The sequence below is a fragment of the Pseudomonas sp. PWP3-1b2 genome (genome assembly GCF_049896045.1).
GTDB classification, from domain to species: domain Bacteria; phylum Pseudomonadota; class Gammaproteobacteria; order Pseudomonadales; family Pseudomonadaceae; genus Aquipseudomonas; species Aquipseudomonas antarctica_B.
Map to the genome: position 1 here is coordinate 22,405 of NZ_JAFCTN010000044.1, position 23,693 is coordinate 46,097.

Annotated in this window: 24 protein-coding genes and 1 pseudogene; 10 read left to right on the plus strand and 15 right to left on the minus strand. The window is 60.2% G+C overall.

Going from position 1 to position 23,693, the window contains the following annotated elements:
* Positions 1–34 precede the first annotated feature (34 nt).
* The 4 genes and pseudogenes from ACP7A2_RS22660 to ACP7A2_RS22675 form a co-directional block, all read right to left on the minus strand.
* Positions 35–235: pseudogene (locus tag ACP7A2_RS22660) on the minus strand (NAD-dependent epimerase/dehydratase family protein); the annotation flags it as partial.
* A gap of 22 nt (positions 236–257) precedes the next feature.
* A complete protein-coding gene (locus ACP7A2_RS22665; RefSeq protein ID WP_426136030.1) occupies positions 258–890 on the minus strand; it encodes a glutathione S-transferase family protein in 633 nt (210 codons plus the stop codon).
* Positions 891–1,081: 191 nt separating this feature from the next.
* Positions 1,082–1,315, minus strand: coding sequence for a DUF6124 family protein (locus ACP7A2_RS22670; protein WP_375070254.1), 234 nt, complete (start codon positions 1,313–1,315; stop codon positions 1,082–1,084).
* Between the two features lie 468 nt (positions 1,316–1,783).
* Positions 1,784–2,815: a LacI family DNA-binding transcriptional regulator gene (locus tag ACP7A2_RS22675; RefSeq protein WP_426136046.1), complete on the minus strand. Its 1,032-nt coding sequence runs from the start codon at positions 2,813–2,815 to the stop codon at positions 1,784–1,786.
* A 212-nt stretch (positions 2,816–3,027) separates the two neighbouring features.
* Between ACP7A2_RS22675 and ACP7A2_RS22680 the strand changes: the two genes are divergently transcribed.
* Positions 3,028–3,561: a gluconokinase gene (locus ACP7A2_RS22680; protein ID WP_176998014.1), complete on the plus strand. Its 534-nt coding sequence runs from the start codon at positions 3,028–3,030 to the stop codon at positions 3,559–3,561.
* Positions 3,562–3,646: 85 nt separating this feature from the next.
* Positions 3,647–4,999, plus strand: coding sequence for a GntP family permease (locus ACP7A2_RS22685; RefSeq protein ID WP_348057843.1), 1,353 nt, complete (start codon positions 3,647–3,649; stop codon positions 4,997–4,999).
* 169 nt (positions 5,000–5,168) lie between these two features.
* On the opposite strand, the gene alaC is transcribed toward ACP7A2_RS22685, so the two are convergent.
* Positions 5,169–6,380 carry an alanine transaminase gene (gene alaC, locus ACP7A2_RS22690; RefSeq protein ID WP_053139975.1) on the minus strand — a complete coding sequence of 404 codons (1,212 nt, stop codon included), beginning with the start codon at positions 6,378–6,380 and terminating at the stop codon, positions 5,169–5,171.
* A gap of 196 nt (positions 6,381–6,576) precedes the next feature.
* Between alaC and ACP7A2_RS22695 the strand changes: the two genes are divergently transcribed.
* Positions 6,577–7,059: a GyrI-like domain-containing protein gene (locus ACP7A2_RS22695; RefSeq protein ID WP_426136031.1), complete on the plus strand. Its 483-nt coding sequence runs from the start codon at positions 6,577–6,579 to the stop codon at positions 7,057–7,059.
* 60 nt (positions 7,060–7,119) lie between these two features.
* Here the strand turns inward: ACP7A2_RS22695 and ACP7A2_RS22700 are convergent, their stop codons facing one another.
* From ACP7A2_RS22700 to ACP7A2_RS22715, 4 genes are all read right to left on the minus strand, one after another.
* On the minus strand, positions 7,120–8,328 hold the full coding sequence (locus ACP7A2_RS22700; RefSeq protein ID WP_426136032.1) for a type II toxin-antitoxin system HipA family toxin: 1,209 nt from the start codon (positions 8,326–8,328) through the stop codon (positions 7,120–7,122).
* Positions 8,321–8,575 (minus strand): helix-turn-helix domain-containing protein, encoded by a 255-nt coding sequence (locus ACP7A2_RS22705; protein WP_348057851.1) that lies wholly within the window; start codon positions 8,573–8,575, stop codon positions 8,321–8,323. The genes ACP7A2_RS22700 and ACP7A2_RS22705 overlap by 8 nt, the downstream gene beginning before the upstream one ends.
* A 42-nt stretch (positions 8,576–8,617) precedes the next feature.
* Positions 8,618–9,136 (minus strand): GNAT family N-acetyltransferase, encoded by a 519-nt coding sequence (locus ACP7A2_RS22710; protein ID WP_426136033.1) that lies wholly within the window; start codon positions 9,134–9,136, stop codon positions 8,618–8,620.
* Positions 9,137–9,231: 95 nt separating this feature from the next.
* Complete coding sequence (locus ACP7A2_RS22715) at positions 9,232–10,110, minus strand: LysR family transcriptional regulator (RefSeq protein ID WP_426136034.1); 879 nt, start codon at positions 10,108–10,110, stop codon at positions 9,232–9,234.
* A gap of 89 nt (positions 10,111–10,199) precedes the next feature.
* Here ACP7A2_RS22715 and ACP7A2_RS22720 point away from each other — a divergent pair, with 89 nt between their 5' ends.
* Positions 10,200–10,640: a multidrug/biocide efflux PACE transporter gene (locus ACP7A2_RS22720; RefSeq protein WP_426136035.1), complete on the plus strand. Its 441-nt coding sequence runs from the start codon at positions 10,200–10,202 to the stop codon at positions 10,638–10,640.
* Positions 10,641–11,004: 364 nt separating this feature from the next.
* Here the strand turns inward: ACP7A2_RS22720 and ACP7A2_RS22725 are convergent, their stop codons facing one another.
* The gene (locus tag ACP7A2_RS22725; RefSeq protein WP_375070270.1) at positions 11,005–11,763 is read right to left on the minus strand and encodes an SDR family NAD(P)-dependent oxidoreductase; all 759 of its coding nucleotides are present in this window, start codon (positions 11,761–11,763) and stop codon (positions 11,005–11,007) included.
* A gap of 104 nt (positions 11,764–11,867) precedes the next feature.
* Between ACP7A2_RS22725 and ACP7A2_RS22730 the strand changes: the two genes are divergently transcribed.
* On the plus strand, positions 11,868–12,764 hold the full coding sequence (locus ACP7A2_RS22730; RefSeq protein ID WP_426136036.1) for a LysR family transcriptional regulator: 897 nt from the start codon (positions 11,868–11,870) through the stop codon (positions 12,762–12,764).
* Between the two features lie 190 nt (positions 12,765–12,954).
* Here ACP7A2_RS22730 and ACP7A2_RS22735 read toward each other — a convergent pair whose 3' ends face one another.
* Entirely contained in the window at positions 12,955–13,872 is a 918-nt protein-coding gene (locus ACP7A2_RS22735; protein ID WP_375070273.1) for a LysR family transcriptional regulator, read from the minus strand.
* 105 nt (positions 13,873–13,977) lie between these two features.
* Between ACP7A2_RS22735 and ACP7A2_RS22740 the strand changes: the two genes are divergently transcribed.
* Genes ACP7A2_RS22740 through ACP7A2_RS22750 form a run of 3 tightly spaced genes read left to right on the plus strand, consistent with a single transcriptional unit; the run spans position 13,978 to position 16,641 of the window.
* A complete protein-coding gene (locus ACP7A2_RS22740) occupies positions 13,978–14,736 on the plus strand; it encodes a 5-oxoprolinase subunit PxpA (protein ID WP_426136037.1) in 759 nt (252 codons plus the stop codon).
* Between the two features lie 55 nt (positions 14,737–14,791).
* Entirely contained in the window at positions 14,792–15,670 is an 879-nt protein-coding gene (locus tag ACP7A2_RS22745; protein ID WP_426136038.1) for a 5-oxoprolinase subunit B family protein, read from the plus strand.
* On the plus strand, positions 15,667–16,641 hold the full coding sequence (locus ACP7A2_RS22750; RefSeq protein WP_426136039.1) for a biotin-dependent carboxyltransferase family protein: 975 nt from the start codon (positions 15,667–15,669) through the stop codon (positions 16,639–16,641). The genes ACP7A2_RS22745 and ACP7A2_RS22750 overlap by 4 nt, the downstream gene beginning before the upstream one ends.
* Before the next feature lie 125 nt (positions 16,642–16,766).
* Here the strand turns inward: ACP7A2_RS22750 and ACP7A2_RS22755 are convergent, their stop codons facing one another.
* A complete protein-coding gene (locus ACP7A2_RS22755; RefSeq protein ID WP_426136040.1) occupies positions 16,767–18,383 on the minus strand; it encodes an inorganic phosphate transporter in 1,617 nt (538 codons plus the stop codon).
* 169 nt (positions 18,384–18,552) lie between these two features.
* Entirely contained in the window at positions 18,553–19,575 is a 1,023-nt protein-coding gene (locus tag ACP7A2_RS22760) for a transporter (protein ID WP_426136041.1), read from the minus strand.
* 263 nt (positions 19,576–19,838) lie between these two features.
* Here ACP7A2_RS22760 and ACP7A2_RS22765 point away from each other — a divergent pair, with 263 nt between their 5' ends.
* Positions 19,839–21,467 carry a methyl-accepting chemotaxis protein gene (locus tag ACP7A2_RS22765; protein ID WP_426136042.1) on the plus strand — a complete coding sequence of 543 codons (1,629 nt, stop codon included), beginning with the start codon at positions 19,839–19,841 and terminating at the stop codon, positions 21,465–21,467.
* Between the two features lie 49 nt (positions 21,468–21,516).
* Here ACP7A2_RS22765 and ACP7A2_RS22770 read toward each other — a convergent pair whose 3' ends face one another.
* Both ACP7A2_RS22770 and ACP7A2_RS22775 read right to left on the minus strand, forming a co-directional pair.
* Positions 21,517–21,822 carry a PepSY domain-containing protein gene (locus ACP7A2_RS22770; protein WP_426136043.1) on the minus strand — a complete coding sequence of 102 codons (306 nt, stop codon included), beginning with the start codon at positions 21,820–21,822 and terminating at the stop codon, positions 21,517–21,519.
* A 91-nt stretch (positions 21,823–21,913) separates the two neighbouring features.
* Positions 21,914–23,041 (minus strand): glycerophosphodiester phosphodiesterase, encoded by a 1,128-nt coding sequence (locus tag ACP7A2_RS22775; protein WP_426136044.1) that lies wholly within the window; start codon positions 23,039–23,041, stop codon positions 21,914–21,916.
* A 231-nt stretch (positions 23,042–23,272) separates the two neighbouring features.
* On the opposite strand from ACP7A2_RS22775, the gene ACP7A2_RS22780 reads away from it, so the two are divergent.
* Positions 23,273–23,596 carry a DUF2025 family protein gene (locus ACP7A2_RS22780; protein WP_426136045.1) on the plus strand — a complete coding sequence of 108 codons (324 nt, stop codon included), beginning with the start codon at positions 23,273–23,275 and terminating at the stop codon, positions 23,594–23,596.
* Positions 23,597–23,693: the final 97 nt, after the last annotated feature.

Consider the following 23,693-nt stretch of genomic DNA (forward strand, 5'->3'; position numbering starts at 1 on the left):
AACCTCAGGTTTCAAGGTTTTATGGCGCAGGGTCTCAGTCGGTGACGGGAATGTCGAAGGTCTGGAAGGCGTCATCCACCGGCTGATAGCCCAGCACCCGCGTGGTTTCGCTGAGGTCCAGGCGCTTGAAACGATTATTGGAAATGCCATGGGCGATCAAGTGTTTCACGCCCTCGGCCTCCACCGAACGTTGCAACAGCTGCACCGCGTCACGCGGGCTGAGCCAGGCGCTGAGCTTCACGGTGAAATCCTTGTTGTTAGTTATGGCCGTCGAGGGCGAAGGTTTTAAAGCCGGGGCGCCCGCCGAGGCGCGCGTAATACGCCGCGATGGCGGGGTAGGGCGGGCGCTCCATGGGTGTGTTTTGCCAGCGGTGCACCGAGAGGCCAATGAGGATATCGGCCAGGGTGAACTCGTCGCCGGCAACATAGGCGCCGGTTTTCGCCAACTGCTGTTCCAGCAGGCCCATTTTGTCGTTCCACTGCTTTACGGCGGCGGCAATCTGCGCCGCGTCGAGGCCGTTCGGATTGTTGCGCACCAGCGCGGTAAAGGCGTCGCCCCAGGCGCGATTGAGCTCGACGGCTTGCCAGTCCACCCACTGCTCGACCCGCGCGCGCGGCGCAGGTTCGGCGGGGAGCAGGTCGTAGCGCTGGTAAAGGCCGATGAGGTAGCGGCAGATGGTGTTGGATTCCCACAGCACGCCGTGATCGTCAATCAACACCGGCACCTGGGCGTTGGGGTTCAGGGCCAGAAACTCAGGGGATTGAGTGGGCTTGAAGCCAATGCCCCAGTCTTCGCGGGTGTAGTCGATGCCCAGTTCCTGGCACGTCCACAAGACTTTTCGCACGTTGATGGAAGAAGTGCGACCCAAGATTTTCAGAGAATGTCCCATGGTGCTTTCCTTGCGGGGGAGAGCAACCAATCTAACAGGGGCCGCCAGCCACGGCGATGCTTCCAAGCGGGCAGGATCAAAAATGTGGGAGCTGGCTTGCCTGCGATGGCGGTGTGTCAGGCAATGAAGTGTTAGCTGGCTCACCGCCATCGCGGGCAAGCCAGCTCCCACCTGTTTAACTGAGCAGGGCTTTAGATTCGCGGTGTTTGCTGATCCATGGCCTGGCCGACCAGCAGTACGCTCAGCTCGCTTAATTGATGAATCGCCAAGGCGACGTCGCGCTGTTTGCCTGTGAGGTCGTCGGACAGGTCAAGTAATAATGTGGTGACGGAAGATACCGCTTCGTAGCCGTTGATCAGCAGGGTTTCGGTAGGGGTATCGGGGATGACGGTGAAGAGCGTATTCGGGGGATTGACGCTTTGCATAGTTGAAGTACCTGACTTGTGCCTTCACCCTTTTCGCTACTAAACGATTGGGTGGCAGCTGCACGCAGGTTAGTAGACCGGTAATCCCACACAAACCCGGCGCGCCCGAAGGCGCCCTACGCACAGCCACCATGATGGCTTATGCATATAGTGTGGGGACATTCAGGCTACTAAACCCGATCACCGAGAAATTCGGCGACCGGCCAACCTTAGTGGCCCCCGACCCAAGCGCACAAGCCGGCCGATTCTGACGTAAGCGTAGGCAACGGGGCAAGGCGCTTACCTCAATGTCAGCCGGGTCCTACAGGCGTCCTACATCTCAAGCGGGCAGGGTCAAAAATGTGGGAGCTGGCTTGCCTGCGATGGCAGTGTGTCAGGCAATGAAGTGTTAGCTGGCTCACCGCCATCGCAGGCAAGCCAGCTCCCACCTGTTTGACCGAGCAGGGCTTTAGATTCGCGGTGTTTGCGTTACGTGCTCTCGCGCACTTGCAACTCAAACCCCATATCCACCACCGGCTTGGCGATTTTGTTGCCTGCCATGATCGTCAACAAATGCTCCGCCGACCTGCGCCCGATCGCTTCACGCGGCGTGCTGATGCTGCTCAAGCGCGGCACCATAAAGGACGACGCCGGCAAGTCGTTAAACCCCAGCACCGCCACGCGTTCCGGCACGCTGATGCCATGGCGCAGCGCTTCCAGCAACGCGCCATGGGCCAAGTCATCGTTACCAAAGAAGATGGCATCCACATCCGGATGCGCCGCCAGCAACTGCAGGAACAACTCGCCGCCCAAACCCACAGACGAGGGGCGCGGGGTCAGCAATTCCAGCGCCGGGTCATACATGCCCGCCTGCTGCAACGCGCGGCGGAAACCCTCACCGCGCAGCAAGGTGCGCTGGTCCAGCTGCGCGCCGATATACGCCAGGCGCTTGCGCCCACGGGACAGCAAATGCGCTGCCGCCGTCTCCCCGGCGTTCAACTGCGAGAACCCGACGCAGTTCACTCCGGCATTCGGGTCCAGGTCCATCATGTACACGCAGGGCACATGGCTGGCCTCGACCAGCCGTCGCGCGCTTTCGGTGCGGTCAAACCCGGTCAGCAACAAGCCGCGTGGCTGATAAGCCATGTAGTTGCGCAGCAGGTTTTCTTCTTCATCGCGCGAATAATGGGAGTTGCCGATCAGCACTTCAAAGCCCTTTGGCCGCAGCACCTGGTGGATGGCTTCCAGTGTTTCGATAAACAACAGGTTGGACAGCGACGGCACGATCACCACCACTGAATGGCTCTGCGCCGACGCCAACGCGCGGGCGGCAGGGTTGACCACGTAGTTCAGTTCGGCAGCGGCCTGCTGCACTTTTTCCACCAGTTCGGTGGCCACGGTGCTGATGCCCCGCAAGGCGCGGGAGGCGGTAATCGGGCTGACGCCGGCCAGGCGGGCAACTTCATTAAGGGTCGGGCGACCCGTGGTGCGCAATTTTTTATCGTTCTTGGAGGTCATCAGGCGGCTTGCCAAACAAAAATCGAGGCACTAAGGTAGCGCTGTCTCCAAATGGCTGCAAATGCTTGAACGTTGGGTTGCCTGATCCCGTTCAAATGATTGGAGCGGATGCACGCGTCACTCCATAAAAATGACAAGACGGCGCGGGAAAAGCCTGTTTTTGCACTAGCGTTACAGCGTGCAAAGGTAGCGCTATCTGCGTCCTGAGGTGTTTCATGAGTCAACCTGTTACTGCCCTGGTCATCATGGGTGTTTCCGGCTGTGGCAAGTCCAGCGTCAGCGAAGCCCTGTGCCGCCTCAACGGCGCCACCGCCATTGAAGGCGACAGCTTTCACCCCGCCGCGAACATCGAAAAGATGAGCGCCGGCCACCCCCTCAACGACGACGACCGCGCCGGCTGGCTCGACATCCTCTGCGATGAACTGCGCCGTTCGCTGAAAGCCGGCGAACACCCGGTGCTCACCTGTTCAGCCCTGAAAAAGAAATACCGCGACCACCTGCGCGAAGCTGCGCCGGGCCTGGGTTTTGTGTTTCTGGAGCTGACCCGCGCCGTCGCCGCTGACCGTGTGTCCCATCGCCCCGGCCATTTCATGCCCGCCAGCCTGATCGACAGCCAGTTCGCCACCCTTGAATCGCCCGTGGGCGAGCCGCTGACCCTGGCCCTCAACGCCAGCGAAGACAGCGTCGAGGAACTGGCCGAGCAAACCAATGCCTGGTGGCTGCAACACGGCTTTGAACCAACCCATTAATTTTTTGCCGGAAAAGATAGCGCTGTCCCCGGCGAAAGATTCAACACCGGCTTTAATAACAACAACAAACAGGAGAGACCCCCCCATGTTTGGCATGTCCCACGAGTCCTACCTGCTGCTAGACGCAGTGGTCACAATCATCGGGCTGATCTTTTTGATCACCAAGTTCAAGGTGCACCCGTTCATTGCACTGATCATCGCGGCCGGCTTCCTCGGCCTGACCTCGGGCATGCCCGTGGACAAGATCATCAAGGCGTTCCAGGACGGCTTCGGCGGAGTGCTCGGCTTTGTCGGCATCATCCTCGCGCTGGGCACGATGCTCGGCAAAATGATGGCTGAATCCGGCGGCGCCGATCAGATCGCCCAGACCCTGATCCGCGCCTTCGGCAAAGAGAAAGTCCAGTGGGCCATGATGTTTGCCGCGTTCCTGGTGGGCATTCCGCTGTTCTTCGAGATCGGCTTTGTGTTGCTGATTCCGCTGGTGTTTATCGTCGCGCGCCGCACCGGCGTGTCGCTGATCAAGATCGGCATCCCGCTGCTCGCCGGCCTCTCGGCAGTCCACGGCCTGGTGCCACCGCACCCGGGCCCGCTGCTGGCCATCGGCGTGTTTGGCGCGGACATCGGCAAGACCATTCTGTACGGCCTGATCGTCGCATTGCCGACTGCCATCATTGCCGGCCCGATCTTCGGTACGTTTATCGCCAAGTACATCCCGGGCAACCCGTCCCAGGAACTGGTCGACCAACTGGCCCGCGAGACAGAAAACAAGAACCTGCCAAGCTTCAGCATCACCCTGATCACCGTGCTGTTGCCGGTGTTCCTGATGCTGCTCAAAACCTTCGCCGACGTCGCGCTGCCGGACGGCCACGCGATTCGCAACTGGATGGACATGATCGGCCATCCGATCACCGCACTGCTGCTGGCGTTGCTGCTGTCGCTGTACACCTTCGGCCATCGCCAGGGCATTCACTCCAAGCAAATCCTCAAGCTGCTCGACGCCAGCCTTGCGCCGACCGCCGCGATCATCCTGATCATCGGCGCCGGTGGTGGTTTCAAGCAGATGCTGGTGACCAGCGGCGTGGGTGACGTGATCGGCCATATGGCGGTGAACGCGCAAATCAACCCGATTTTGCTGGCGTGGCTGGTGGCGGCGGTGATTCGTGTGGCCACCGGTTCGGCCACCGTGGCGACCATTACCGGCGCAGGCATTGTGGTGCCGGTGGTGGGGATGATTCCGGGGGTTAACCGTGAGCTGCTGGTGTTGGCGACGGGGGCGGGTTCGTTGGTGTTGTCTCACGTCAACGATGCGGGGTTCTGGCTGGTTAAGCAGTACTTCAACATGACCGTGGTCGAGACGTTCAAGACCTGGACGGCGATGGAGACCATCCTGTCGGTGGTGGCGCTGATCTTTATCATGCTGCTGTCGTTGGTGGTGTAAGCCACACCGCCTGAACTACTGTGGGAACCGTGCCCAATGTGGGAGCTGGCTTGCCTGCGATAGCATCACCTCGGTACATCTGAAACATCGAGGTGTCTGCATCGCAGGCAAGCCAGCTCCCACACAAGCCAGCTCCCACATTAATTGGGTTTCTTCAGGTGGTTAATGGTCAGGCTTTAGTGACCAAACCATCCGCGCGGAACATCCCGCGAATCCCGCGCACGGCCTGGCGAATCCGGTCCTGGTTTTCGATCAGCGCAAAGCGCACGTGATCATCGCCGTACTCCCCAAAACCAATCCCCGGCGACACACACACCTTCGCTTCCAGCAGCAGTTTCTTGGCAAATTCCAGCGAACCCATGGCGGCGTACGCTTCGGGAATCTTCGCCCAGACGTACATCGACGCCTTCGGGTTCTCGACCATCCAGCCCAGCTCATGCAGGCCTTTGACCAGCACGTTACGCCGCTGGCGATACTGCTCGGCGATGTCCTTCACGCACTGTTGGTCGCCTTCCAGCGCCGCGATCGCCGCCACTTGCAGCGGGGTGAAGGTGCCGTAGTCGTGGTAACTCTTGATCCGCGCCAGGGCGTTGACCAGTTCCGGGTTGCCGACCATGAAACCAATGCGCCAGCCCGCCATGTTGTAGCTCTTGGACAGGGTGAAAAATTCCACCGCAATGTCCTTGGCGCCCGGCACCTGCATGATCGACGGGGCTTTCCAGCCGTCGTAGACGATGTCGGCGTAGGCCAGGTCGTGCACCACCAGCACGTCGTATTGCTTGGCCAGCGCAATCACGCGCTCGAAGAAATCCAGCTCCACGCACTGCGCGGTGGGGTTGGACGGAAAGCCCAGAATCATCATTTTCGGCTTGGGAATCGAGCCGCGAATCGCCCGTTCCAGCTCGGCAAAGAAGTCCACGCCAGGGATCAACGGCACCGAACGCACCTGGGCGCCGGCAATCACGGCACCATAGATGTGAATCGGGTAGCTGGGGTTGGGCACCAGGACGGTGTCGCCCTGGTCCAGGGTGGCCAGCATCAAGTGCGCCAGGCCTTCCTTGGAACCGATGGTCACGATGGCCTCGGTTTCCGGGTCGATGTCCACTTCGTAACGGTCTTTGTACCAGCGGGAAATCGCCCGGCGCAGACGCGGAATGCCTTTGGAGGTGGAGTAGCCGTGGGTGTCTTCACGCTGGGCGACGGTGACCATTTTTTCCACGATGTGTGGAGGCGTGGCGCCGTCAGGGTTACCCATGCTCAAGTCGATGATGTCTTCGCCGCGCCGACGCGCAGCCATCTTCAGCTCGGCAGTGATATTAAAAACGTAGGGGGGGAGTCGATCTATGCGCGCAAAGCGGCGCGGCGAACCTTGGTCTGCCATTGTTGCCTCAGGAGTACGTAAGCGCCCGGAACCGTCCGAGCGACGTCGGCCACTGCGGTGGCCTGCGGGGCAGACAATACGGTCGATGATGGCCAGTTGTCCAGATGCGTAGGAAAATTTTCTGCTTGGAGTGCAGGGTGGATATCCCCCTATACTCGATGCGGGTTTGTTCCCTCATAAGAAGGAGACTGTTCGTATGGATCAGCAGACAAAACAACCGTTAGAGCCACGCATGGAAGCCGGCAAGGCACTGGTCATCGCCGGTGTACAAGGGCGTTATTCAAAGGCCACCATCGGCGATATCCCCAAGCTGTGGGAGCTGTTCGACACCTGCATCAAAGACATCACCAAGCGCGTCGGCGGCGTGACGTACGGCGTGTGCCATAACCCCAACCACGGCGAATTCGATTACCTGGCCGGGGTTGAAGTGCCAGGCAAGAGCGACGTGCCGGGCAACTTCGAGTGCGTCGAAATTCCGCCGCTCAACTATGCCGTGTTCCCCCATCACGGGCCGGTGCAGGCGCTTGAGCAAACGTACGAACGCATCATGTTCGAATGGCTGCCGCACTCGGGCTACAAAGTGATGGGCGCAGATTTCGAGCGCTACAGCGCGGACTTCGATGCGCGCAAAGGCACCGGAACCGTGGAAATCTGGTTGCCGGTTGGCGAAAGAGGCTGACCGCGGCCCCTGCAGAAGCATGGGAGTTACCTTGTCCTGGGATGATTACAGGGAACTCATTCAGCCGCCGAAGCTGTTTTGGTAACCCTGCGTAGATTGTCGGATAGCTCTCGCGACTTCGGGGGCTAACCGGCAGTACTCGTCTTCGCGTTTGAGCACCACTTCCAGGGTTTGAAGTAACGCCTGGATGCGCGCTTCGGGATTTTCGACTTCGCAGGTTCGCGCAAACTCAAGAATGCCCAAACGTGACGCAAACAGAGATTTGTTACCGGACAAAGTCAACGCGAGCGAGTCTTCGGGAATATAGGCAGTGGTGTTCACAATGTCGTAAGCCGGCGCGAGCCGCGTGTCCGATTTGATTGGATCACTGTAAAGCACGCCGAAATTCTTCAAATGAGCATCGCCGTTACCCACGATGCAACTCAGTGCCACGCTGTCGAACAATTGCGCGAGCGAGCTATGGATGTTTTCTGGTGAACAGAACACGCGCACGGCTTTGGCAACGGCGGCGTAGCTCTTGGTGTATTTCTGTTCGGTAGACAGGCCCATGAGCGTAGTCATGTCTTCGAAGCCTAACGGGTTGAGCTGCTCGTCCCGGTCAAAGCGTCGCATGATGAACAATTTGTGGTTCTGAGACAGGTAAAACGGCGGCACGTGAAGGCCAGCGTCCCGAGCAATTGACATGCACAGGTATTCATTAATGGCCAACCCCGGAAACTCGTCGCGCCCGCTTTTGATGATCAGATCGTCTGTTTTTGAGGTGAATTTTTGATCGGGCGTTTGAGGTTTTTCCGGCACCAGCACTTTGGGCTGTACGCCGGAAATGCCCGCTCGCAGGATGTAGCGGTCTACCAGTTCGACGAACAGATCTTCCGCGCCGTCCCAGGCGAGAATTTCGTCGAGATTCTCTCCCGTTGCGGGAGGGCTGTTGCGCTGGATCAACGCGTTGACCTGGTCTGACGACACAAACACCCGGCCGATCGGGGCACTGCTACCCGACAATGCCAACAACAGCATGGGGTCGACTTTCACGGTCTTGGCGAGGCGATTGCGCAATTGCTCCAGCACGTAGCCTTCCGGCAAGTTCATCTGGAAGATGGGGTGGAGTTCTCGGCGGCGATATTCTTCTGCCCGAACCGGCATCGTCAGGCTGACTGCGTTTTGTGCCTGCGCTTCGTAGCCGTAGCGAAACAAATAGTCTTCGGCACTCATCAGCACACTACCGCTTTCGCCTTGAGGAGTATGCACGCGCAAATGAGGGTTATTCATTGAACAAATCCTCCAGCTCCTCCAGCGTTGGCAGGGTTACCGGTACCAATTTGAATTCGCTGCCCAAGGCTGCAATGGCCCGGGCATAGGCATTCATTGACACTGAAAGGCTTCCTTTTTCAATGTCGATCAGTTTTTGCCGGGTAATCCCCGCCAACTTCGCCAGATCCGCCTGTTTGTAGCCACGATTGAGGCGCAGGGCTCTTAGTTGCTGACCGAGTCGCTGAGTAATAACGGAAGTGTCCATGTCACGTATTCATTACCTTGATAATCATAAGTTACGTATACGTTACATTTTACTGTTGTCAAGGTGGCCCCGACCAAATACCCATTTCAGCCTGCGCTCATACCCGATTCTGCCCTTATACGCCTCCCCGTTATCCACCCAGCCAGCCCCCAGATACAAACGCATCGCCGCCACATTGTCCGCGTCCACCGACAACTCCAGTGCCTTGATCTCTGGCCACGCCTGCACTGCCGCCTCGGGCAGTGCCTGCAAACACGCCTTGCCAAACCCTCGGCCCTGGTGCGCGCGATCCACTTGCAGCGCGTGCAGCGTGGCGCTGTGTTCATCCGCCCAATGGGGCAGGCACGGCGGGCGTTTGAGCAGGAGGAAGGCGACGGGTATTGCGTCGGCGAGCAGGGCGAAGCCTTTGACGCTGGCAGGGTTGGGATTGACCAGCAGGCTGTTCAGCGCGCAGTAGATATCCCCGGAATACGCCAGCTGTTCGGGGTGCACTTGCAGGGTGTCGAGCTGCTGTTTTTGCACGAGGCTCAGCGTCTCATAGGGGACGAGGCGGGTTTCCATCAGGGGTGCATCCAGAATCCTACAAAGAGGCTGGATTCTATCGGGTTTGCCGCAGGCGGGCTTCCGGGTTTTTCAACCCAAGGTGTGCTACATGTTTAAAGTGCCGGGACTGGAAGTGATGAGTCGAGCATCAGCCCCAACATCCAGCTTCCCGCAGGCCCCGGCGGGTGGTGGCGCGACCACAGTACATCCACCGCCACCGAGCGTGGCCAGCTGCGCACTGTCAGTTCAACCAGCCCCGCATTGCCAAACCGCTCCACCAGCCAGCGCGGCAGCGCCGCCCAGCCGAAACCGAGTTGAGCCATTTCCATCAGCATCAGAAAACTCGGTGCCGACCACACGCGTCCGGTGGGGCGTATCTCGTTGGGGTTGATGACGCTCGCCAGGCGCAGTTCGCGGTGTTGCTGCAAGGTCTGTGGGTCGATGCCTTGCAGGCTGGCCAGCGGATGCGTGGGGGCAACAAACAGCGCGAGTTCCGCGCGCTCCGCCACCGGGGCACGGCTCAGGTCGGGTGGATAAATCTCCTGGGCCTCGATAAACGCCATCTGTGCCCGGCCGCTTTGCACCAGGTCGATCAAGTCTTCGCACTCGGCAATCAGCCATTCCAGCTCCAGGTCCGGGTAGCGTTGTTCAAAGGCCTTGAGGGCGATTTCGAAGCGCTCCGACTGGTAGGTGTCGGACATGGCGATACTGACTTTCGGCTCCAACCCTTGGGACAACTGGCTCGCTGCCATCTCCAATCGGCTGCTGGCTTCCAGCACCTGTTCGGCCCGTTGCAGCAGCACATGCCCGGCCGGCGTCAGCGTCGGTTTGCGGCTGCTGCGATCAAACAGCACCACATCCAGGTCGATTTCCAGGCTCGCCACCGCCGCGCTGACGGTGGACTGGCTTTTGCCGAGTTTGCGCGCCGCCGCAGAAAACGAGCCTTGGGTGGCGGCCTGCACAAACGCCTGCAGTACTTCGTTTGAAGCCATGACTATCGCCTTGGTCGATGGTTATTGGTTATGAAGTATCGAGTCAAAGGGTAATCATGGCAACCATCGTCACTCACGGAGCGCAGGTTATGAGCCCTAACAAGTCGATTACTGAACGCGTTTTCCAGGCCTTGGGGTTTGAAGGCTTGGCCTTGTTGATCTGTACGCCGCTGTTGGTCTGGATTACCGGCCGACCTGCCCTGGAAATGGGTGCGGTAACCCTGGGCCTCAGCCTGCTGGCGCTGAGCTGGAATATCATTTTCAACAGCCTGTTTGACCGGTTGAAAGTGCGCCTGCAATTGTCCGGTGGCGCCCGGACTCGAGTGTTGCACGCGCTGATGTTTGAAGGCGGGCTGATTATTGTCGCTGTGCCGCTGATTGCGGCGTGGATGAACATCAGCCTGATGCAGGCGTTTATCCTCGACATCGGCGTGTTGCTGTTTTTCCTGCCGTACACCTACGTGTATCACTGGGCGTATGACGTGATTCGGGAAAAAGTCGTACAGCAACGTGTACCGAGTCAAGCGTGAACGAGGCAACGAAATCCACAAGCGCCCTTACTGCGCGTGGCGGGCAAATGCCGCCACGCGCAGTAAGGGCCAGCCCTTTCAAGGTCTTTAGGCAAAACAGGCGATAAGTACTCTGTGGCGAGCGGGCTTGTCCCGCGTTGGGTTGCGAAGCGACCCTAAAAAGGAAGGATGCGGTGAGTCAGGCACTCTTCGGCTGCTGTTTTTGGGGCTGCTTCGCAGCCCAACGCGGGACAAGCCCGCTCGCCACAGGGATGGTGTTCGCCCTATCAGACAGATTTCCAAAGACCTTGAAAGGGCTGGCAGTAAGGGCGCAAGGGGAAATGCCTGTCAGGGATCTGCAGGCATGGAGGCTGGCGTAGCCTGTTTAAAGGAACATGCCACCCGAGGCTTCAATGCGCTGCCCGGTGATCCAGTTGCTGCCGTCGGCCAGCAGAACCGAGAGCGCGCCGCCGATATCGTCCGGCAAACCGACGCGGCCCAGGGCCGTGTTGTTGGCAACCATGCTGTTCACCTGCGTATTGTCGCGTACGGTGCCGCCGTTGAAGTCGGTGGCGATCGCGCCGGGCGCCAGGGTGTTGACGGTGATCCCGCGCGGGCCCAACTCCTTGGCCTGATAGCGCGACAGCACTTCCACGGCACCTTTCATTGAGGCGTAGGCCGAAGACCCCGGCAGGGTGAAGCGCGTCAGGCCGCTGGAGATATTGATGATGCGCCCGCCATCGCTGATCAGCGGCAGCAGTTTTTGCGTAAGAAAATACGGTGCCTTGAAGTGGATCGCCACCAGTGTGTCGAACTGTTCTTCGGTGGTGTCGGCATAGCTGGTATGCGCGCCCACACCGGCGTTGTTGATCAGAAAGTTGAAGTGATCCTGTGCGAAAACATCCTTGAGTACGCGGCCGACTTCGCCGACAAAGTCATTGAAGGTGCCGCTTTGGCCCACATCCAGTTGCAGCATGGCGGCGCGACCGCCCAGGGCTTCAACCTGTTCGACCACGGCTTGAGCCTCGGCCGCAGCGCTGTGGTAAGTGCCGATGATGTCGACGCCTTGGGCTGCCAGGTGCAGTGCTGCGCTTTTACCGAGGCCGCGGCTGGCGCCAGTGATCAGTGCGATTTTACGAGACATGGTGGATTCCTCTGAGTGATCGTGGGACTGAGTGTATTTGTCCGCCCATAACGTGATAAACAGAGCAATACCGGAAACACTGGCCGGATAAGGCGAACAATCCCATGAACAAGCTTGAGCTGTTGCGCACCTTCGTGTGGGTCACCGAATTGTCGAGTTTTACTCAAGCGGGGGAGAGCCTGGGCTTGCCGCGCTCTACCGTGTCCGAGCATGTGCAGGCGTTGGAGGAACTGCTCGGCGCGCGCTTGTTGCAACGCACCACGCGTAAGGTGCAGGCGACGCAGGACGGGCGTGTGTTGTACGAGCGCAGCAAGGATCTGCTCTCGCACATGGAAGAACTGGAAGGCCTGTTTCGCCAGGACGAGGCGCAACTCAGCGGGCGTATTCGCGTGGACATGCCCAACGTGATGGCGCGGGAATTGATCCTGCCGCGCCTGCCAGCGTTCATGGACGCGCACCCATTGATCGAGCTGGAAGTCAGCAGCACCGACCGCCAGGTCGACCTGCTCGCCGAAGGGTTCGACTGCGTATTACGCGTGGGCGCGCAGCCCGACCAGTCGGTGGTCGCCCGGTTGCTGTGCAGCATGCCGATGATCAACTGCGTGAGCGCAGGCTACTTGCAACGCTACGGCAAGCCCGAGACCCTGGCCGACCTGGCCAACCATTATCTGGTGCATTACGTACGTCCACTGGGCTCACGCTCGGCAGGCTTTGAATACCTGCAAGGCAACAAGGTGCACCGCCTGCCCATGGCCGGGCGGGTTACGGTCAACAGCACCGATGCCTACAGGGCGGCCTGCGTGGGCGGCTTCGGCATTACTCAGGTGCCAACCCTGGGCATTCGCGATCTACTCGCCAGCGGCGAACTGGTGGCGGTATTGCCGCAGTACCCGGCCCCGGCGCTGGATGTGTCGTTGCTTTACGCGGGTCAGCGGCATTTGCCGCAGCGAGTACGGGTGTTTATGGACTGGCTGGCCGCCACCTTGCAAGCCCAGCTCTAACGCCCGTCAGTTACTGCCCCTGTGGCGAACGGGCTTGTTGTGGCGAGCGGGCTTGCCCCGCGTTGGGCTGCGAAGCAGCCCCAAAATAGAAGAACGCAGTGGGTCAGACACTCCTCTGAGCCTGGTTTCAGGGCCGCTGCGCAGCCCAACGCGGGGCAAGCCCGCTCGCCACGCTGACAGTGTTCGTTCTCTAGCGCCGCGCCGACAACTGCTGCGGCGCCAGGAAGGCGTCGTGGAAGTAATCACGAAACGCCTGCATCGCCGGGGTAAACGCGCGCTCGCGGTGCCAGGCCAGGCCCACGCTCATCGGTGTGACTGGGTCAGTCACGGTCAATGTTTCGATGCGTTTGCCTTCCAGTGACCAGGGCCGGTGCACCAGGTCTGACAGAATCGCCACGCCGCTGCCGTTGGCGACCATGCTGCGCACCGCTTCCACTGAACTGGTGCGCAACCGCACGTCAGGCGTTTGCCCGGCGTGTTCCCAATAGCGCATGGCGCTGTGTTCGGCCTCGTCGACGGTGAGCAGGATGTAGGGTTCCCGGGCCACATCTGCCAGGCTCACGGCGCCGCGGTCGCACAGCGGGTGATGGCTGGGCAGCCACAGGCGGCGTTCCGAGTTGAAGAGGATTTCGGAGACGATATCCGGGTGGGTGAGGTTGGCGGTGAGGACCACGGCCATGTCGAATTGGCCGTCGAGCAGGCCGTGCTCAATGGCCTGGCGCTCCTGCTCGAACACTTCGATGGTCACGTCCGGGTGCCAGTGCTCCATGCGTTGCAGGTGGTGGGGCAGGAAATAACCCAGCACGGTGTAGCTGGCGGCGACACGCAGCACGCCGCTGGCGCGGTAATCCGGCAGAGGGCTGTTCAGCGCATCGTCCACACTGCGCACGATCACGTAAGCGCGGTTAAGAAAGTGCCGCCCGGCGTCGGTCAGGTTCATGCCCTGGGCCGAGCGCACGAATAGCTGCACGCCGAGCATGGCTTCCAGCTCCTTGATCGCGGTGGTGACCGCCGACTGGGAAATGTTCAGGTGAATCGCCGCCTGGGATATCTGGCCGATCTCGGCGGTGGCGATGAAATAGCGGACTTGGCGCAAGGTCAGGGACATGGCTTTATCTGTTTTTCAGAAGATGGGCCATCTGATAATAGATCTTCCCAAGGGGTCAAGCCGCGGCCTACTTTCAGCCATCACCTTTTTGGCGGAGCAGCCCCGATGCAGGCAGTGGATTTCAATTCAGACATGGGCGAAGGCTTCGGCCCCTGGACCATTGGCGACGGCGTCGACGCCGAGCTGATGGCCTATATCAGCTCAGCCAACATCGCCACCGGCTTTCACGCTGGCGACCCCGGCACCATGCGCCGCACCGTCGAGCGCGCCAGGCAACTGGGCGTGGCCATCGGCGCGCACCCCGGCTTTCGGGATTTGGTCGGGTTCGGGCGTCGGCACATCAACGCACCGGCCCAGGAATTGGTGGACGACATGCTCTACCAACTCGGCGCCCTGCGGGAAATCGCCCGTGCCCAAGGCGTGACCCTGCAACACATCAAGCCCCACGGCGCGCTCTATATGCACCTGGCCCGTGACGAAGAAGCGGCGCGGTTGTTGGTGCAAAACCTGCAAATCATCGAGCCGACGCTGTTGCTGTACTGCATGCCAAACTCGGTCATCTGGCGGGTTGCCACCGAACTGGGGCAGCCGGTGGTGCGCGAGTTTTACGCCGACCGTGAGTACGACCTTACGGGCTCCATCGTGTTTACCCGCACTGTTCGCGCACTGGACCCAGCAACGGTGGCGGCGCGCGTCCTGCGTGCGTGTCAGACCGGGTTGGTCAAAACGGTAGAGGGCGAAGACCTTTTTATTGAATTCGATTCCATCTGCCTGCACAGCGACACCCCCGGCGCCCTGGAACTGGTGGAAGCCACGCGCGAAGCCCTGGACACGGCGGGCATTGACGTCAGAACCCCCCAATAAGATCGATCCGTCATTTTTTGCCTGCCTTTCTACAATGATTCCAAGAGGAATAGACATGGCTCAAACGTCCCCCATTCGCTACAGCTTCGGCGGTGATGAACACCTGTTTGCCGAGGTCAGCGACAGCATGTCCCTGGAGGCCTTTTTCAAAGGCATGGCGGTGACCCGCGCCGTCGAGCGCCTGGCCCTGGAAGGGGTGCTGGACGTGTGCCTGGCCAATGCGTCGTTCCAGATTCGCTTCGACCCCGACCGCATTGCGCCCCACGTGCTGCTCGACGCCGTGCAAAGCGCCGAAGCCCAGGCCGTGGCCGAACGCACCTTGCACACGCGCATTATCGAAATCCCGGTGCTCTACAACGACCCCTGGACCCATGAAACCCTGATGCGCTTTCGCGACCGCCACCAAGACCCCACGGGCACTGACCTGGAATACGCCGCACGCGTCAACGGGCTGGCCGACGTCGACGCATTCATCGCCGCTCACAGTGGCGCGCCGTGGTTTGTGTCGATGGTTGGCTTTGTCGCGGGCCTGCCGTTCATGTTCCAGATGGTCGAGCGCGCGCGGCAGTTGCAGGTGCCCAAGTACCTGCGCCCACGCACCGACACGCCGAAACTCACCCTCGGCCATGGCGGTTGTTTTGGTTGCATCTACTCGGTACGCGGCGCCGGCGGTTACCAGATGTTCGGCGTGACCCCGGCACCGATCTACGACCCGGCGCAGCAGTTGGCCTACCTCAAGGAACACATGGTGTTCTTCCGCCCCGGCGACATCGTGCAGTTCAAACCCATTGACCGCGATGCCTATGACCTGGCTGTCGCGCAGGTAGACGCGGGCCGTTTCGACCTGCGCATCCGCCCGGTGGAATTCTCCCTCGACGCGTTTCTCGCCGACCCCATCGGCTACCCGAAAACCCTGCAGGAGGCGCTGGCATGATCAAGGTCCTCAAACCCGGCCTCGCCACCTCCGTACAAGACCTGGGCCGCGAAGGCTATTACCACCTGGGCATCCCGCCCTCCGGCGCGTTGGACCAATACGCCTTGAGTGCGGCCAACCACCTGGTGGGCAACCCGGTCGGCGCGGCGGGCCTGGAATGCACGCTGATCGGGCCTGAGCTTGAGTTCCAGGAGGACGCGCTGGTGGCCCTGAGCGGTGCCTTGATGTCGCCGCGCCTGGACGGTGAAGTGGTGCACCAGGACACCGCGTTCCAGGTACGCGCCGGGCAGGTGCTGCGTTTTGAATTTCCCAAGGCCGGCGCGCGGACGTACCTCGCGGTGGCCGGGGGCATTGATGTGCCGGTGGTGCTCGGCAGTCGCTCGACCTACACACTGGGCGCACTCGGTGGTTTTCAGGGGCGGCGGTTGCAGGAGGGCGATGAGTTGTCCATCGGTGAAGCCAGTGGGCTGGGGCGTGCGGGCAACAGTTTGCCCATGGCCTTGCGCCGCTCGGTGGGGGGCGATGTAACCTTGCGGGTGGTGCCGGGGCTGTATTACGAGCGCCTGACTTCTGCGGCCAAAAGCAGTTTTTTTGCCGAACCCTGGACGGTCGGTTCCGAGGCGGACCGCATCGGCTATCGCTTCAAGGGCGGCAGTGCGTTGAGCTTTCAGCCACGGGAGCAGCCGTTTGGCGCGGGGTCGGATCCATCGAATATCGTCGACAGTTGCTACCCGATCGGGTCGATTCAAGTCCCTGCGGGTTTGGAACCGATTGTGCTGCACCGCGATGCGGTGTCGGGCGGTGGGTACGCGATGATTGGCACGGTGATCAGTGCAGACCTGGATTTGATCGGGCAAATGCAGCCGAATCAACGGGCGGGGTTTGTGGCGGTGACACTGGAAGAAGCCTTGGAGGCGCGGCGGGTTTACAAAAAACGCATGAAGGCGATGGCCGCACTCTTCAACAACTGAATACATGCACAACCAACTGTGGGAGCTGGCTTGCCTGCGATGGCTATTTATCGGTCAACAGATTTGTTGACTGTTATATAGCTATCGCAGGCAAGCCAGCTCCCACAGTTTTAGACGGTGTTGGGTCAGAACAGTTTGGTGAACAACCAGTAGAGGCTGCCTGAAAGCAAAATCGCCGCCGGCAACGTCAGCACCCACGCCAACGCCAGATTGCGGATGGTCCTCATCTGCAACCCACCCCCGTTAGCCACCATGGTCCCGGCCACACCCGACGACAACACGTGCGTCGTCGACACCGGCAACCCGTAGATGTCTGCTGCGCCGATGGTCAACATCGCCACCATTTCTGCCGAGGCGCCTTGGGCGTAAGTCAGGTGGGTTTTGCCGATCTTCTCGCCCACCGTCACCACGATGCGCTTCCAGCCAACCATGGTGCCAAGGCCCAGGGCGATGGCTACCGCGATTTTCACCCACAGCGGAATAAAGCGCGTGGAACTATCGATCTGTTCCTTGAACAGTTTCAGCTTGCCTTGGGTGTCAGCGTCAAAGTTGCCGACCTTGCCCTTGTCCATCAAGCGAATGGTTTCGCTGGTCAGGTACATGTCGTTACGCACGTTGCCCACGGCTTCGGCGGGCACTTTGGCCAGGGAGCCATAGCCTTTTACTTCGTCACCGATGTGCCCGGCCAGCGCGGCGAGGGCAGGTACCAGCTCCGGCGTGGCTTCCTTGGTGCGCACATAGGTCGAAAGAATCGGGCGCGGGTCACCCGCCAACGGTTGCGGCGCGCTTTTCACCAGGGCCACCTGGGTCACTTCAGCCACTGCCGCAAACTGCATCGATTGCTCGGCGGGCATGGCGCGGTTCAGCGCGTAGGCCATCGGCAGGGTGCCGACCAGAATCAACATGATCAGGCCCATGCCTTTCTGGCCGTCATTGGAACCGTGGGCGAACGACACGCCGGTGCAGGTGGCGATCAGCATGCCGCGAATCCACCATGGCGGCGGGGTGTCGCCCTTCGGCGCCTTGTACAGCGCGCGGTTTTTCACAAAGGCGCGCAGGGCGAGCAACAACAACGCAGCAAAGGCAAAACCGATCAGCGGCGACAGCAGCAGCGCGTAACCAATTTTGGTCGCCTGGCCCCAATCCACACCGCTGGTGCCGTCACGCCCGTGCATCAAGGCGTTCGCGACACCGACGCCGATGATCGAACCGATCAGCGTGTGGGAAGACGAAGCTGGCAAGCCCAGCCACCAGGTGCCGAGGTTCCACAGGATGGCGGCGATCAGCAGGGCGAAGATCATTGCGAAACCCGCCGACGAGCCCACCTGCAAAATCAGCTCGACCGGCAGCAAGGCGATAATGCCGAACGCCACCGCGCCGCTGGAGAGCAGCACCCCGAGGAAGTTGAAAAACCCCGACCACACCACCGCAAAATGCGGCGGCAGCGAGTTGGTGTAGATCACCGTGGCGACGGCGTTGGCGGTGTCGTGGAAACCGTTGACGAATTCGAAACCCAGGGCGATCAACAGCGCCACGCCGAGCAGCAGGAACGGCGTCCAGGTGGTGACCACCGTGCCCAGTTCGTGCATGTCGTGCATCAGGCTGTAGGCGGTAAACAGCAGGCCCATGGCGAGCACGGCGAAGAACATGATCACCGTCACCAGGCCCGGCTTTTTGTCCAGCCGGGGTTTGGCGTCTGTGGGTGAAGCGGTATTGGAGGCAGTCAGGGAAGGGGTGGCCATGCCGGAGCATCCAGTGTGGGGAAGGATGTTTGTCATGATCATTGCAAAATGTTACAGAGATGCTGCGGTAAATCAGTGTTTGGGGAATTGGGGGTGCCACTTGTCCAATGAACACTGCAGAACTAATGTCAGAGTGCAATCAACTCCCACAGTTGACCTCATTTCAGGCTTAGTAATCCTTGCGCTTTCTGAAGGCCCAACGCCCGGCAATCACGGTGAACGTTGCCACCAGCGCCACCAGAATCCAGAAGCCTTCCGGGTCGGTTGAAAGCGGCACACCTCCCACGTTCATGCCGAAAAAGCCGGCAATGATGTTGATCGGCAGCGCCAGCACCGTCACCACGGTCAGCGTAAACAGCGTGCGGTTGCTCTGTTCATTGAGGTTGGCCGCGATTTCTTCCTGCAACAGCTTGATGCGCTCACCGAGGGCCGTGAGGTCGTTGATGATCAGCGCGAACTCCTCGGTGGATTTGCGCAGCTCCTTCACGTCTTCCTTTTGCAGCCACTGCGGCGGGCGGTTGAGCAGGCGCAGCAATGAGCCTGGTTCCAGCGCCAACAGGCGTTGCAGGCGCACCAGCACCCGGCGTGCGGCACCGAGTTCGGCGCGGTTGGTGGAGAGGCGCGAGGACAGCAACTGGTCTTCGATATGGTCGACGCTGATGCTGGTCTTGCGCACGATCTGGGTGAGCACTTCGCCCTGGTCGCGCAGCAGATGCACCAGCAACTCCAGCGGTGAGCGAAAGCGTTCACCGGCCTTTACCGACGAGCGCAGTTTATCCACCGAGTGCAGTGGTTGCAGGCGCGCACTCACCAGCAAGCGGCTGCGAGCGCACACCCACAGCGTGGAAATATCCGAGGACACCATGCTGCTGAAATTGAACACCACGTCGTTGACCACCGCCAGCAAGGCCGAGTCCACGTGTTCGATGCGCGTTGAGCGCGAGCCTTCGTGCAGCGCTTCGAAAAATTCCTCCGGCAACGACAGGTGCGCCTGCATCCAGCGCTCGCACGCGGCGTGAGCCAGGTTCAGGTGCAACCAGAGGAATTCTTCCGGGTCTTGCGGCGCCTGCAAGGCGGCCAGCGCGGTGGCTGAGTCGATCTGCTCGCCCTTTTCGCCGGGGCGAAAACGGAAACCGTAAAGCAAGCCAAACAGATCGGGATCCTGGTGGCCGTGATCAATGCTGTGGTTCATGAAGGCTCGCAGAGAGAGCGCCTGTAGGACGTTCACAGGTTCGCGTGTGCGAATCATTGCAAGGAAATTTGACATTTTTGTGACGGTTTTGAATTTATTTCGACGCGGTGACATTTTATTGACCGTTTGTCAGCAACCGTTCAAGAAGCGTCTGGAATGGCCGATTCAAGGCATAACGAACTGCTGTGAATTAGCGGTGGTTTCGATGACAAGGAAGTTGCGGCGTTCATGCACCCTTTCCCTTGTATCGAGGCTTTTCCCCGATGAATGTTTTGCGAACCTCCTTGAGAGCCCAGATCTTGTCGCTGCTCGGTGGCAGCCTGCTGGCGATGTTGTTGATCGCCCTGGCGTGTTTCAACTTCCTTTCCAATGGCGTACAGAGTTATCGCAGCCTGATCGACGGGCCGCTGCTCACCTCACAATTAATCGATGAGGCCAACCTGCAATTCAAAGTGCAGGTGCAGGAATGGAAAAATGTGTTGCTGCGCGGCAAGCAACCTCAGGACATGGAGAAGTACTGGGGCCAGTTCCAGGACCGGCAGCGCGATGTGCAAGGTATCCTTGCCCGTCTGGTGACTCACACGAATGGCGACGCGGCGCTGAGCCAGCGCATCGAAACCTTGCGTCAGGAGCACCTGCAACTGGGCGTGGCCTATCAGAAAGGGCGCGATGCCTACCTGGCTGCCGGCGCCGACCCGAGCGCGGGTGACGCTGCGGTCAAGGGTGTGGACCGCGCCACCAGCGAGCAGATGAGCGCGTTAGTCAGTGACTTGCGCGAGCAAGGCGCGAAGCAATCGGTGGCCATCAGCGCTTACGCCGAGCGCACAGTGATGGTCGGGCTGGCCATCATGTTGCTCTCAGGTGTATTGATCGGTCTGTTCAGCCTGTGGCTGATCAACCGTAACTTGATCTTGCCGATTCGCGGTTTGATCGACTACGTGACTCAATTGAGCCACGGCCGCTTTGCCGAACGTGTCGCCAGTCGCCGCCAGGATGAATTGGGCCATCTGGCCGCCGCCGCCAATACCCTGCGAGATTTCCTTGCCGAAACCTTCAGCCGCCTGCAACGCAGCGCCACGGACCTTGTCAGCGCCAGCGGCGAGTTGAACTCGATCGCCGGGCAAATGGCCACCGGCACCCATGAGCAATTTAACCGCACCGATCAGGTGGCCACAGCGATGACCGAAATGTCGGCCACCGCCCAGGAAGTCGCACGTCACGCGGCCAGCGCATCGCGTGCTGCCGATGAGGCGGATCAATCGGCGCGGGAGGGCGGTGAAGTGATGCAGGTCACCATCGCCACCATTGGCCAGATGCGCAACGAAATCCTCAACACCGGCACTATCATCCGCCGCCTCGAAACCGACAGCGTGCGCATCGGTAAAGTGTTGGAGGTGATTCGTGGGATCGCCGAGCAGACCAACCTGCTTGCCCTCAATGCCGCCATTGAAGCCGCACGCGCAGGCGAGGCCGGGCGTGGTTTTGCGGTAGTGGCCGATGAAGTGCGCAGCCTGGCGCAACGCACGGCGGCATCGATCATCGAGATCAACCAGATTATTCACGCCGTGCAAACCGGCGCGGTGGATGCGGCGCAGGCGATTATGAGCGGGCAGTCGTGCAGCGATGAGAGCGTGGCAAAAGTCACCGAGGCTGGCGCGATGCTCACCCATATCACCCAGGCCGTGGAAGCGATCCGTGACATGAACCGCCAGATCGCCACCGCCGCCGAAGAGCAGACCTCGGTGGCCGAAGATATCTCGCGCAACATCACGCAGATCACCGCCGTCGCCACCACGAATATGGACAATGTGCAGCGCACCGAAGTGGCGAGCCAGAACCTGCGCGGGTTGTCGAGTGAGCTGAATGAGGTGACCGCGCGTTTGGGGGCATAAAAAAACCGCGTCACTTTAAAAAGTGACGCGGTTTTTTTGGGCGTTTGAATTACGAGTCTTGCTTGTCCTCCAGCACTTCACCGGTTTTGGCGTCGAGCTTCACGTCCCACTTTTTGCCGGCGGTGTCGGTCAGGTCTGCTTCGTAGACCAGGCGACCGGCTTCGTGATCCAGCTCGGTGTCGGCGATGGTCGCGCCGGGGTGTTTGGCCAGGGCAGCGGCGTTGAGTTTCTCGAACGCCATCACATCGCCGGATTTGAGCAGGGCTGGAATCTGGTCCGGACGGACATCAGCCTGGGCCAGACCGGCAGTCAGGGTCAGGGCGGTAGCAGCGAACAGGGCAGTCAGGGTCTTCATAGTCAGTGTCCTTGTGGGTGAGCTGTTTAAGTGGCGCCAGATTAACCAGCGCAACTTAACTCATCCTTAATGGCGCACTGACACCAGCGACTCAGTAGCCGTTGTCCTTCAGCAGGTCCGATACGCTCGAGGACGGCCAGCGCTTGAAGTACTTCAGCAGTTCGGCGGCGCGGTTGGTGAAGATGCCATCGACGCCGGCTTTCATCACTTTGTCGAAGTCCACCGGCTCATCCACGGTGTACACATGCACCAGCAGGCCCTTGTCGTGGGTCAGCTTGTTCATTTCAGGTTTCACCAGGTCGGTGTAGCTCTGATCACCATGGTTGGTCAGCTCAGCCGAAGGGCCGGTGCCGATGGCGCCGAGGCTCTTGGCTTCGTCGACCCATTTTTCGAACTCGGCCGCGTCTTTTGGCTCTTGCTTGGCGTAGTAGGCGGCCTTGGTCGCTTCACCGGATTCGGCGAACGTCTGCGTGAACTTTGGCTCGATGCTGCCTGGGCCAACCCACAACAGCAGGATTTTCGGGGTGTTGGGCATTTCTTTCTGCAGCTCTTTCAAGCTGTCTTTTTCAAACGTTTGCAGCACGACGCGGCCTTTGCCCTGGCCCACACCGGTGTTGCTCTTGCCCAGCTTGGAGCCGGCGGAGCTTAACCAGCCCTTGTCCAGCAGCTTGTTTTTCAGGTCGGCTTCGATGCCCGGAAACTGCTTGGGCTCCTTGGTTTCGATGTACAGGCCGGGTTTGTGCTGGGGGTTGCCTTCGGCGATCTTGATGATTTCGTCCAGGCTCTGAATTTTCAGGCCGACGAAAGCAGGGCGGGCGCGGTCCGGGTAGGCGGCGTTGAACCAGCTGCCAGCGTCCAGGGTGCGCAGTTCGGCCCAGGTGAACTCGTTGGCCGGGGCGTCCTTGCGCTCGGGGAACTTGGTGGCCACGTCAGTGGTGCGTTGCAGGTTGTTGTCGTGGAGGGCGAACAGCACGCCGTCCTTGCTGCGCTGCAGGTCCATTTCCAGGTAGTCGGCGCCGAGGTCGCGGGCGAGCTTGTAGGAAGCGGCGGTGGATTCGGGGGCATCAAAGGACGCGCCACGGTGGGCGATGACGGCCGGGTACGGAATGCCTTCGTTTGTCGCCAATTCAGCCGGGCTGATCGGGTCGGCGGCCTGTGCCTGGGAGAGGCCGAGCATCAGGGCGAGCAGCAAGGCACTCTTGGTAAACGTGACAGGCATATGCGAAGTCCTTTCGTGGAGGTAACTTTGAGAAGGCGTCCTTTTTAACAATTGATTGCGAAAGGCGCTATCACCAAACCGACAATAACGTGCGCAGGGCCCATTTTCTTGGTTTTTTTGTGCCGTGTTGCAGTACTCTTGCCCGAAGCCGCCCCGTTAGAGGGCAGTCATTTCTGCCACGCGTGTAAACCATCTTTCCAGTCCCTGTGGGACTTTTCAGTGAGGTTTACCATGCGCATCACATCCGAACTCATCTGCCAGGCTGCCGACGACCTTCATGGTTTTGTCGGCCTGAACCGCAAGACCGGCCACTACATCGTGCGTTTCAGCGAGGATGCCTTCGGCATGGACGTGGCCGATGACGGCATTATTCCCACCGCCGAGTTTGTCTGGTTGCCGGCTGCGGAGCACACCATGACCCTGTCGCGCGAGCGTATTCAGTTGCTGCTGGACCAGAATATTGATGAGCGCATCAACATTACCGAGCCGCTGCGCGCGTACATGCGCCGGGTGGATATCCCGCAGATCAGCGCGTTGCGCAGTTTGGTGAGCTAGCTCGACATTTTTTGCAGGTCAAACGAAGATCAAACGGTGGGAGCTGGCTTGCCTGCGATGGCGGTGTGTCAGTCATTTGAGCTTCGACTGACACACC

Excerpts from the sequence above, each read along its gene's own strand:
- ACP7A2_RS22665 (WP_426136030.1), bottom strand. The coding sequence starts at position 890 with ATGGGACATTCTCTGAAAATCTTGGGTCGCACTTCTTCCATCAACGTG.
- ACP7A2_RS22670 (WP_375070254.1), bottom strand. The coding sequence starts at position 1,315 with ATGCAAAGCGTCAATCCCCCGAATACGCTCTTCACCGTCATCCCCGAT.
- ACP7A2_RS22680 (WP_176998014.1), top strand. The coding sequence starts at position 3,028 with ATGAGTCAACCTGTTACTGCCCTGGTCATCATGGGTGTTTCCGGCTGT.
- ACP7A2_RS22685 (WP_348057843.1), top strand. The coding sequence starts at position 3,647 with ATGTTTGGCATGTCCCACGAGTCCTACCTGCTGCTAGACGCAGTGGTC.
- alaC (WP_053139975.1), bottom strand. The coding sequence starts at position 6,380 with ATGGCAGACCAAGGTTCGCCGCGCCGCTTTGCGCGCATAGATCGACTC.
- ACP7A2_RS22695 (WP_426136031.1), top strand. The coding sequence starts at position 6,577 with ATGGATCAGCAGACAAAACAACCGTTAGAGCCACGCATGGAAGCCGGC.
- ACP7A2_RS22700 (WP_426136032.1), bottom strand. The coding sequence starts at position 8,328 with ATGAATAACCCTCATTTGCGCGTGCATACTCCTCAAGGCGAAAGCGGT.
- ACP7A2_RS22705 (WP_348057851.1), bottom strand. The coding sequence starts at position 8,575 with ATGGACACTTCCGTTATTACTCAGCGACTCGGTCAGCAACTAAGAGCC.
- ACP7A2_RS22710 (WP_426136033.1), bottom strand. The coding sequence starts at position 9,136 with ATGGAAACCCGCCTCGTCCCCTATGAGACGCTGAGCCTCGTGCAAAAA.
- ACP7A2_RS22715 (WP_426136034.1), bottom strand. The coding sequence starts at position 10,110 with ATGGCTTCAAACGAAGTACTGCAGGCGTTTGTGCAGGCCGCCACCCAA.
- ACP7A2_RS22720 (WP_426136035.1), top strand. The coding sequence starts at position 10,200 with ATGAGCCCTAACAAGTCGATTACTGAACGCGTTTTCCAGGCCTTGGGG.
- ACP7A2_RS22725 (WP_375070270.1), bottom strand. The coding sequence starts at position 11,763 with ATGTCTCGTAAAATCGCACTGATCACTGGCGCCAGCCGCGGCCTCGGT.
- ACP7A2_RS22730 (WP_426136036.1), top strand. The coding sequence starts at position 11,868 with ATGAACAAGCTTGAGCTGTTGCGCACCTTCGTGTGGGTCACCGAATTG.
- ACP7A2_RS22735 (WP_375070273.1), bottom strand. The coding sequence starts at position 13,872 with ATGTCCCTGACCTTGCGCCAAGTCCGCTATTTCATCGCCACCGCCGAG.
- ACP7A2_RS22740 (WP_426136037.1), top strand. The coding sequence starts at position 13,978 with ATGCAGGCAGTGGATTTCAATTCAGACATGGGCGAAGGCTTCGGCCCC.
- ACP7A2_RS22745 (WP_426136038.1), top strand. The coding sequence starts at position 14,792 with ATGGCTCAAACGTCCCCCATTCGCTACAGCTTCGGCGGTGATGAACAC.
- ACP7A2_RS22750 (WP_426136039.1), top strand. The coding sequence starts at position 15,667 with ATGATCAAGGTCCTCAAACCCGGCCTCGCCACCTCCGTACAAGACCTG.
- ACP7A2_RS22755 (WP_426136040.1), bottom strand. The coding sequence starts at position 18,383 with ATGGCCACCCCTTCCCTGACTGCCTCCAATACCGCTTCACCCACAGAC.
- ACP7A2_RS22760 (WP_426136041.1), bottom strand. The coding sequence starts at position 19,575 with ATGAACCACAGCATTGATCACGGCCACCAGGATCCCGATCTGTTTGGC.
- ACP7A2_RS22765 (WP_426136042.1), top strand. The coding sequence starts at position 19,839 with ATGAATGTTTTGCGAACCTCCTTGAGAGCCCAGATCTTGTCGCTGCTC.
- ACP7A2_RS22770 (WP_426136043.1), bottom strand. The coding sequence starts at position 21,822 with ATGAAGACCCTGACTGCCCTGTTCGCTGCTACCGCCCTGACCCTGACT.
- ACP7A2_RS22775 (WP_426136044.1), bottom strand. The coding sequence starts at position 23,041 with ATGCCTGTCACGTTTACCAAGAGTGCCTTGCTGCTCGCCCTGATGCTC.
- ACP7A2_RS22780 (WP_426136045.1), top strand. The coding sequence starts at position 23,273 with ATGCGCATCACATCCGAACTCATCTGCCAGGCTGCCGACGACCTTCAT.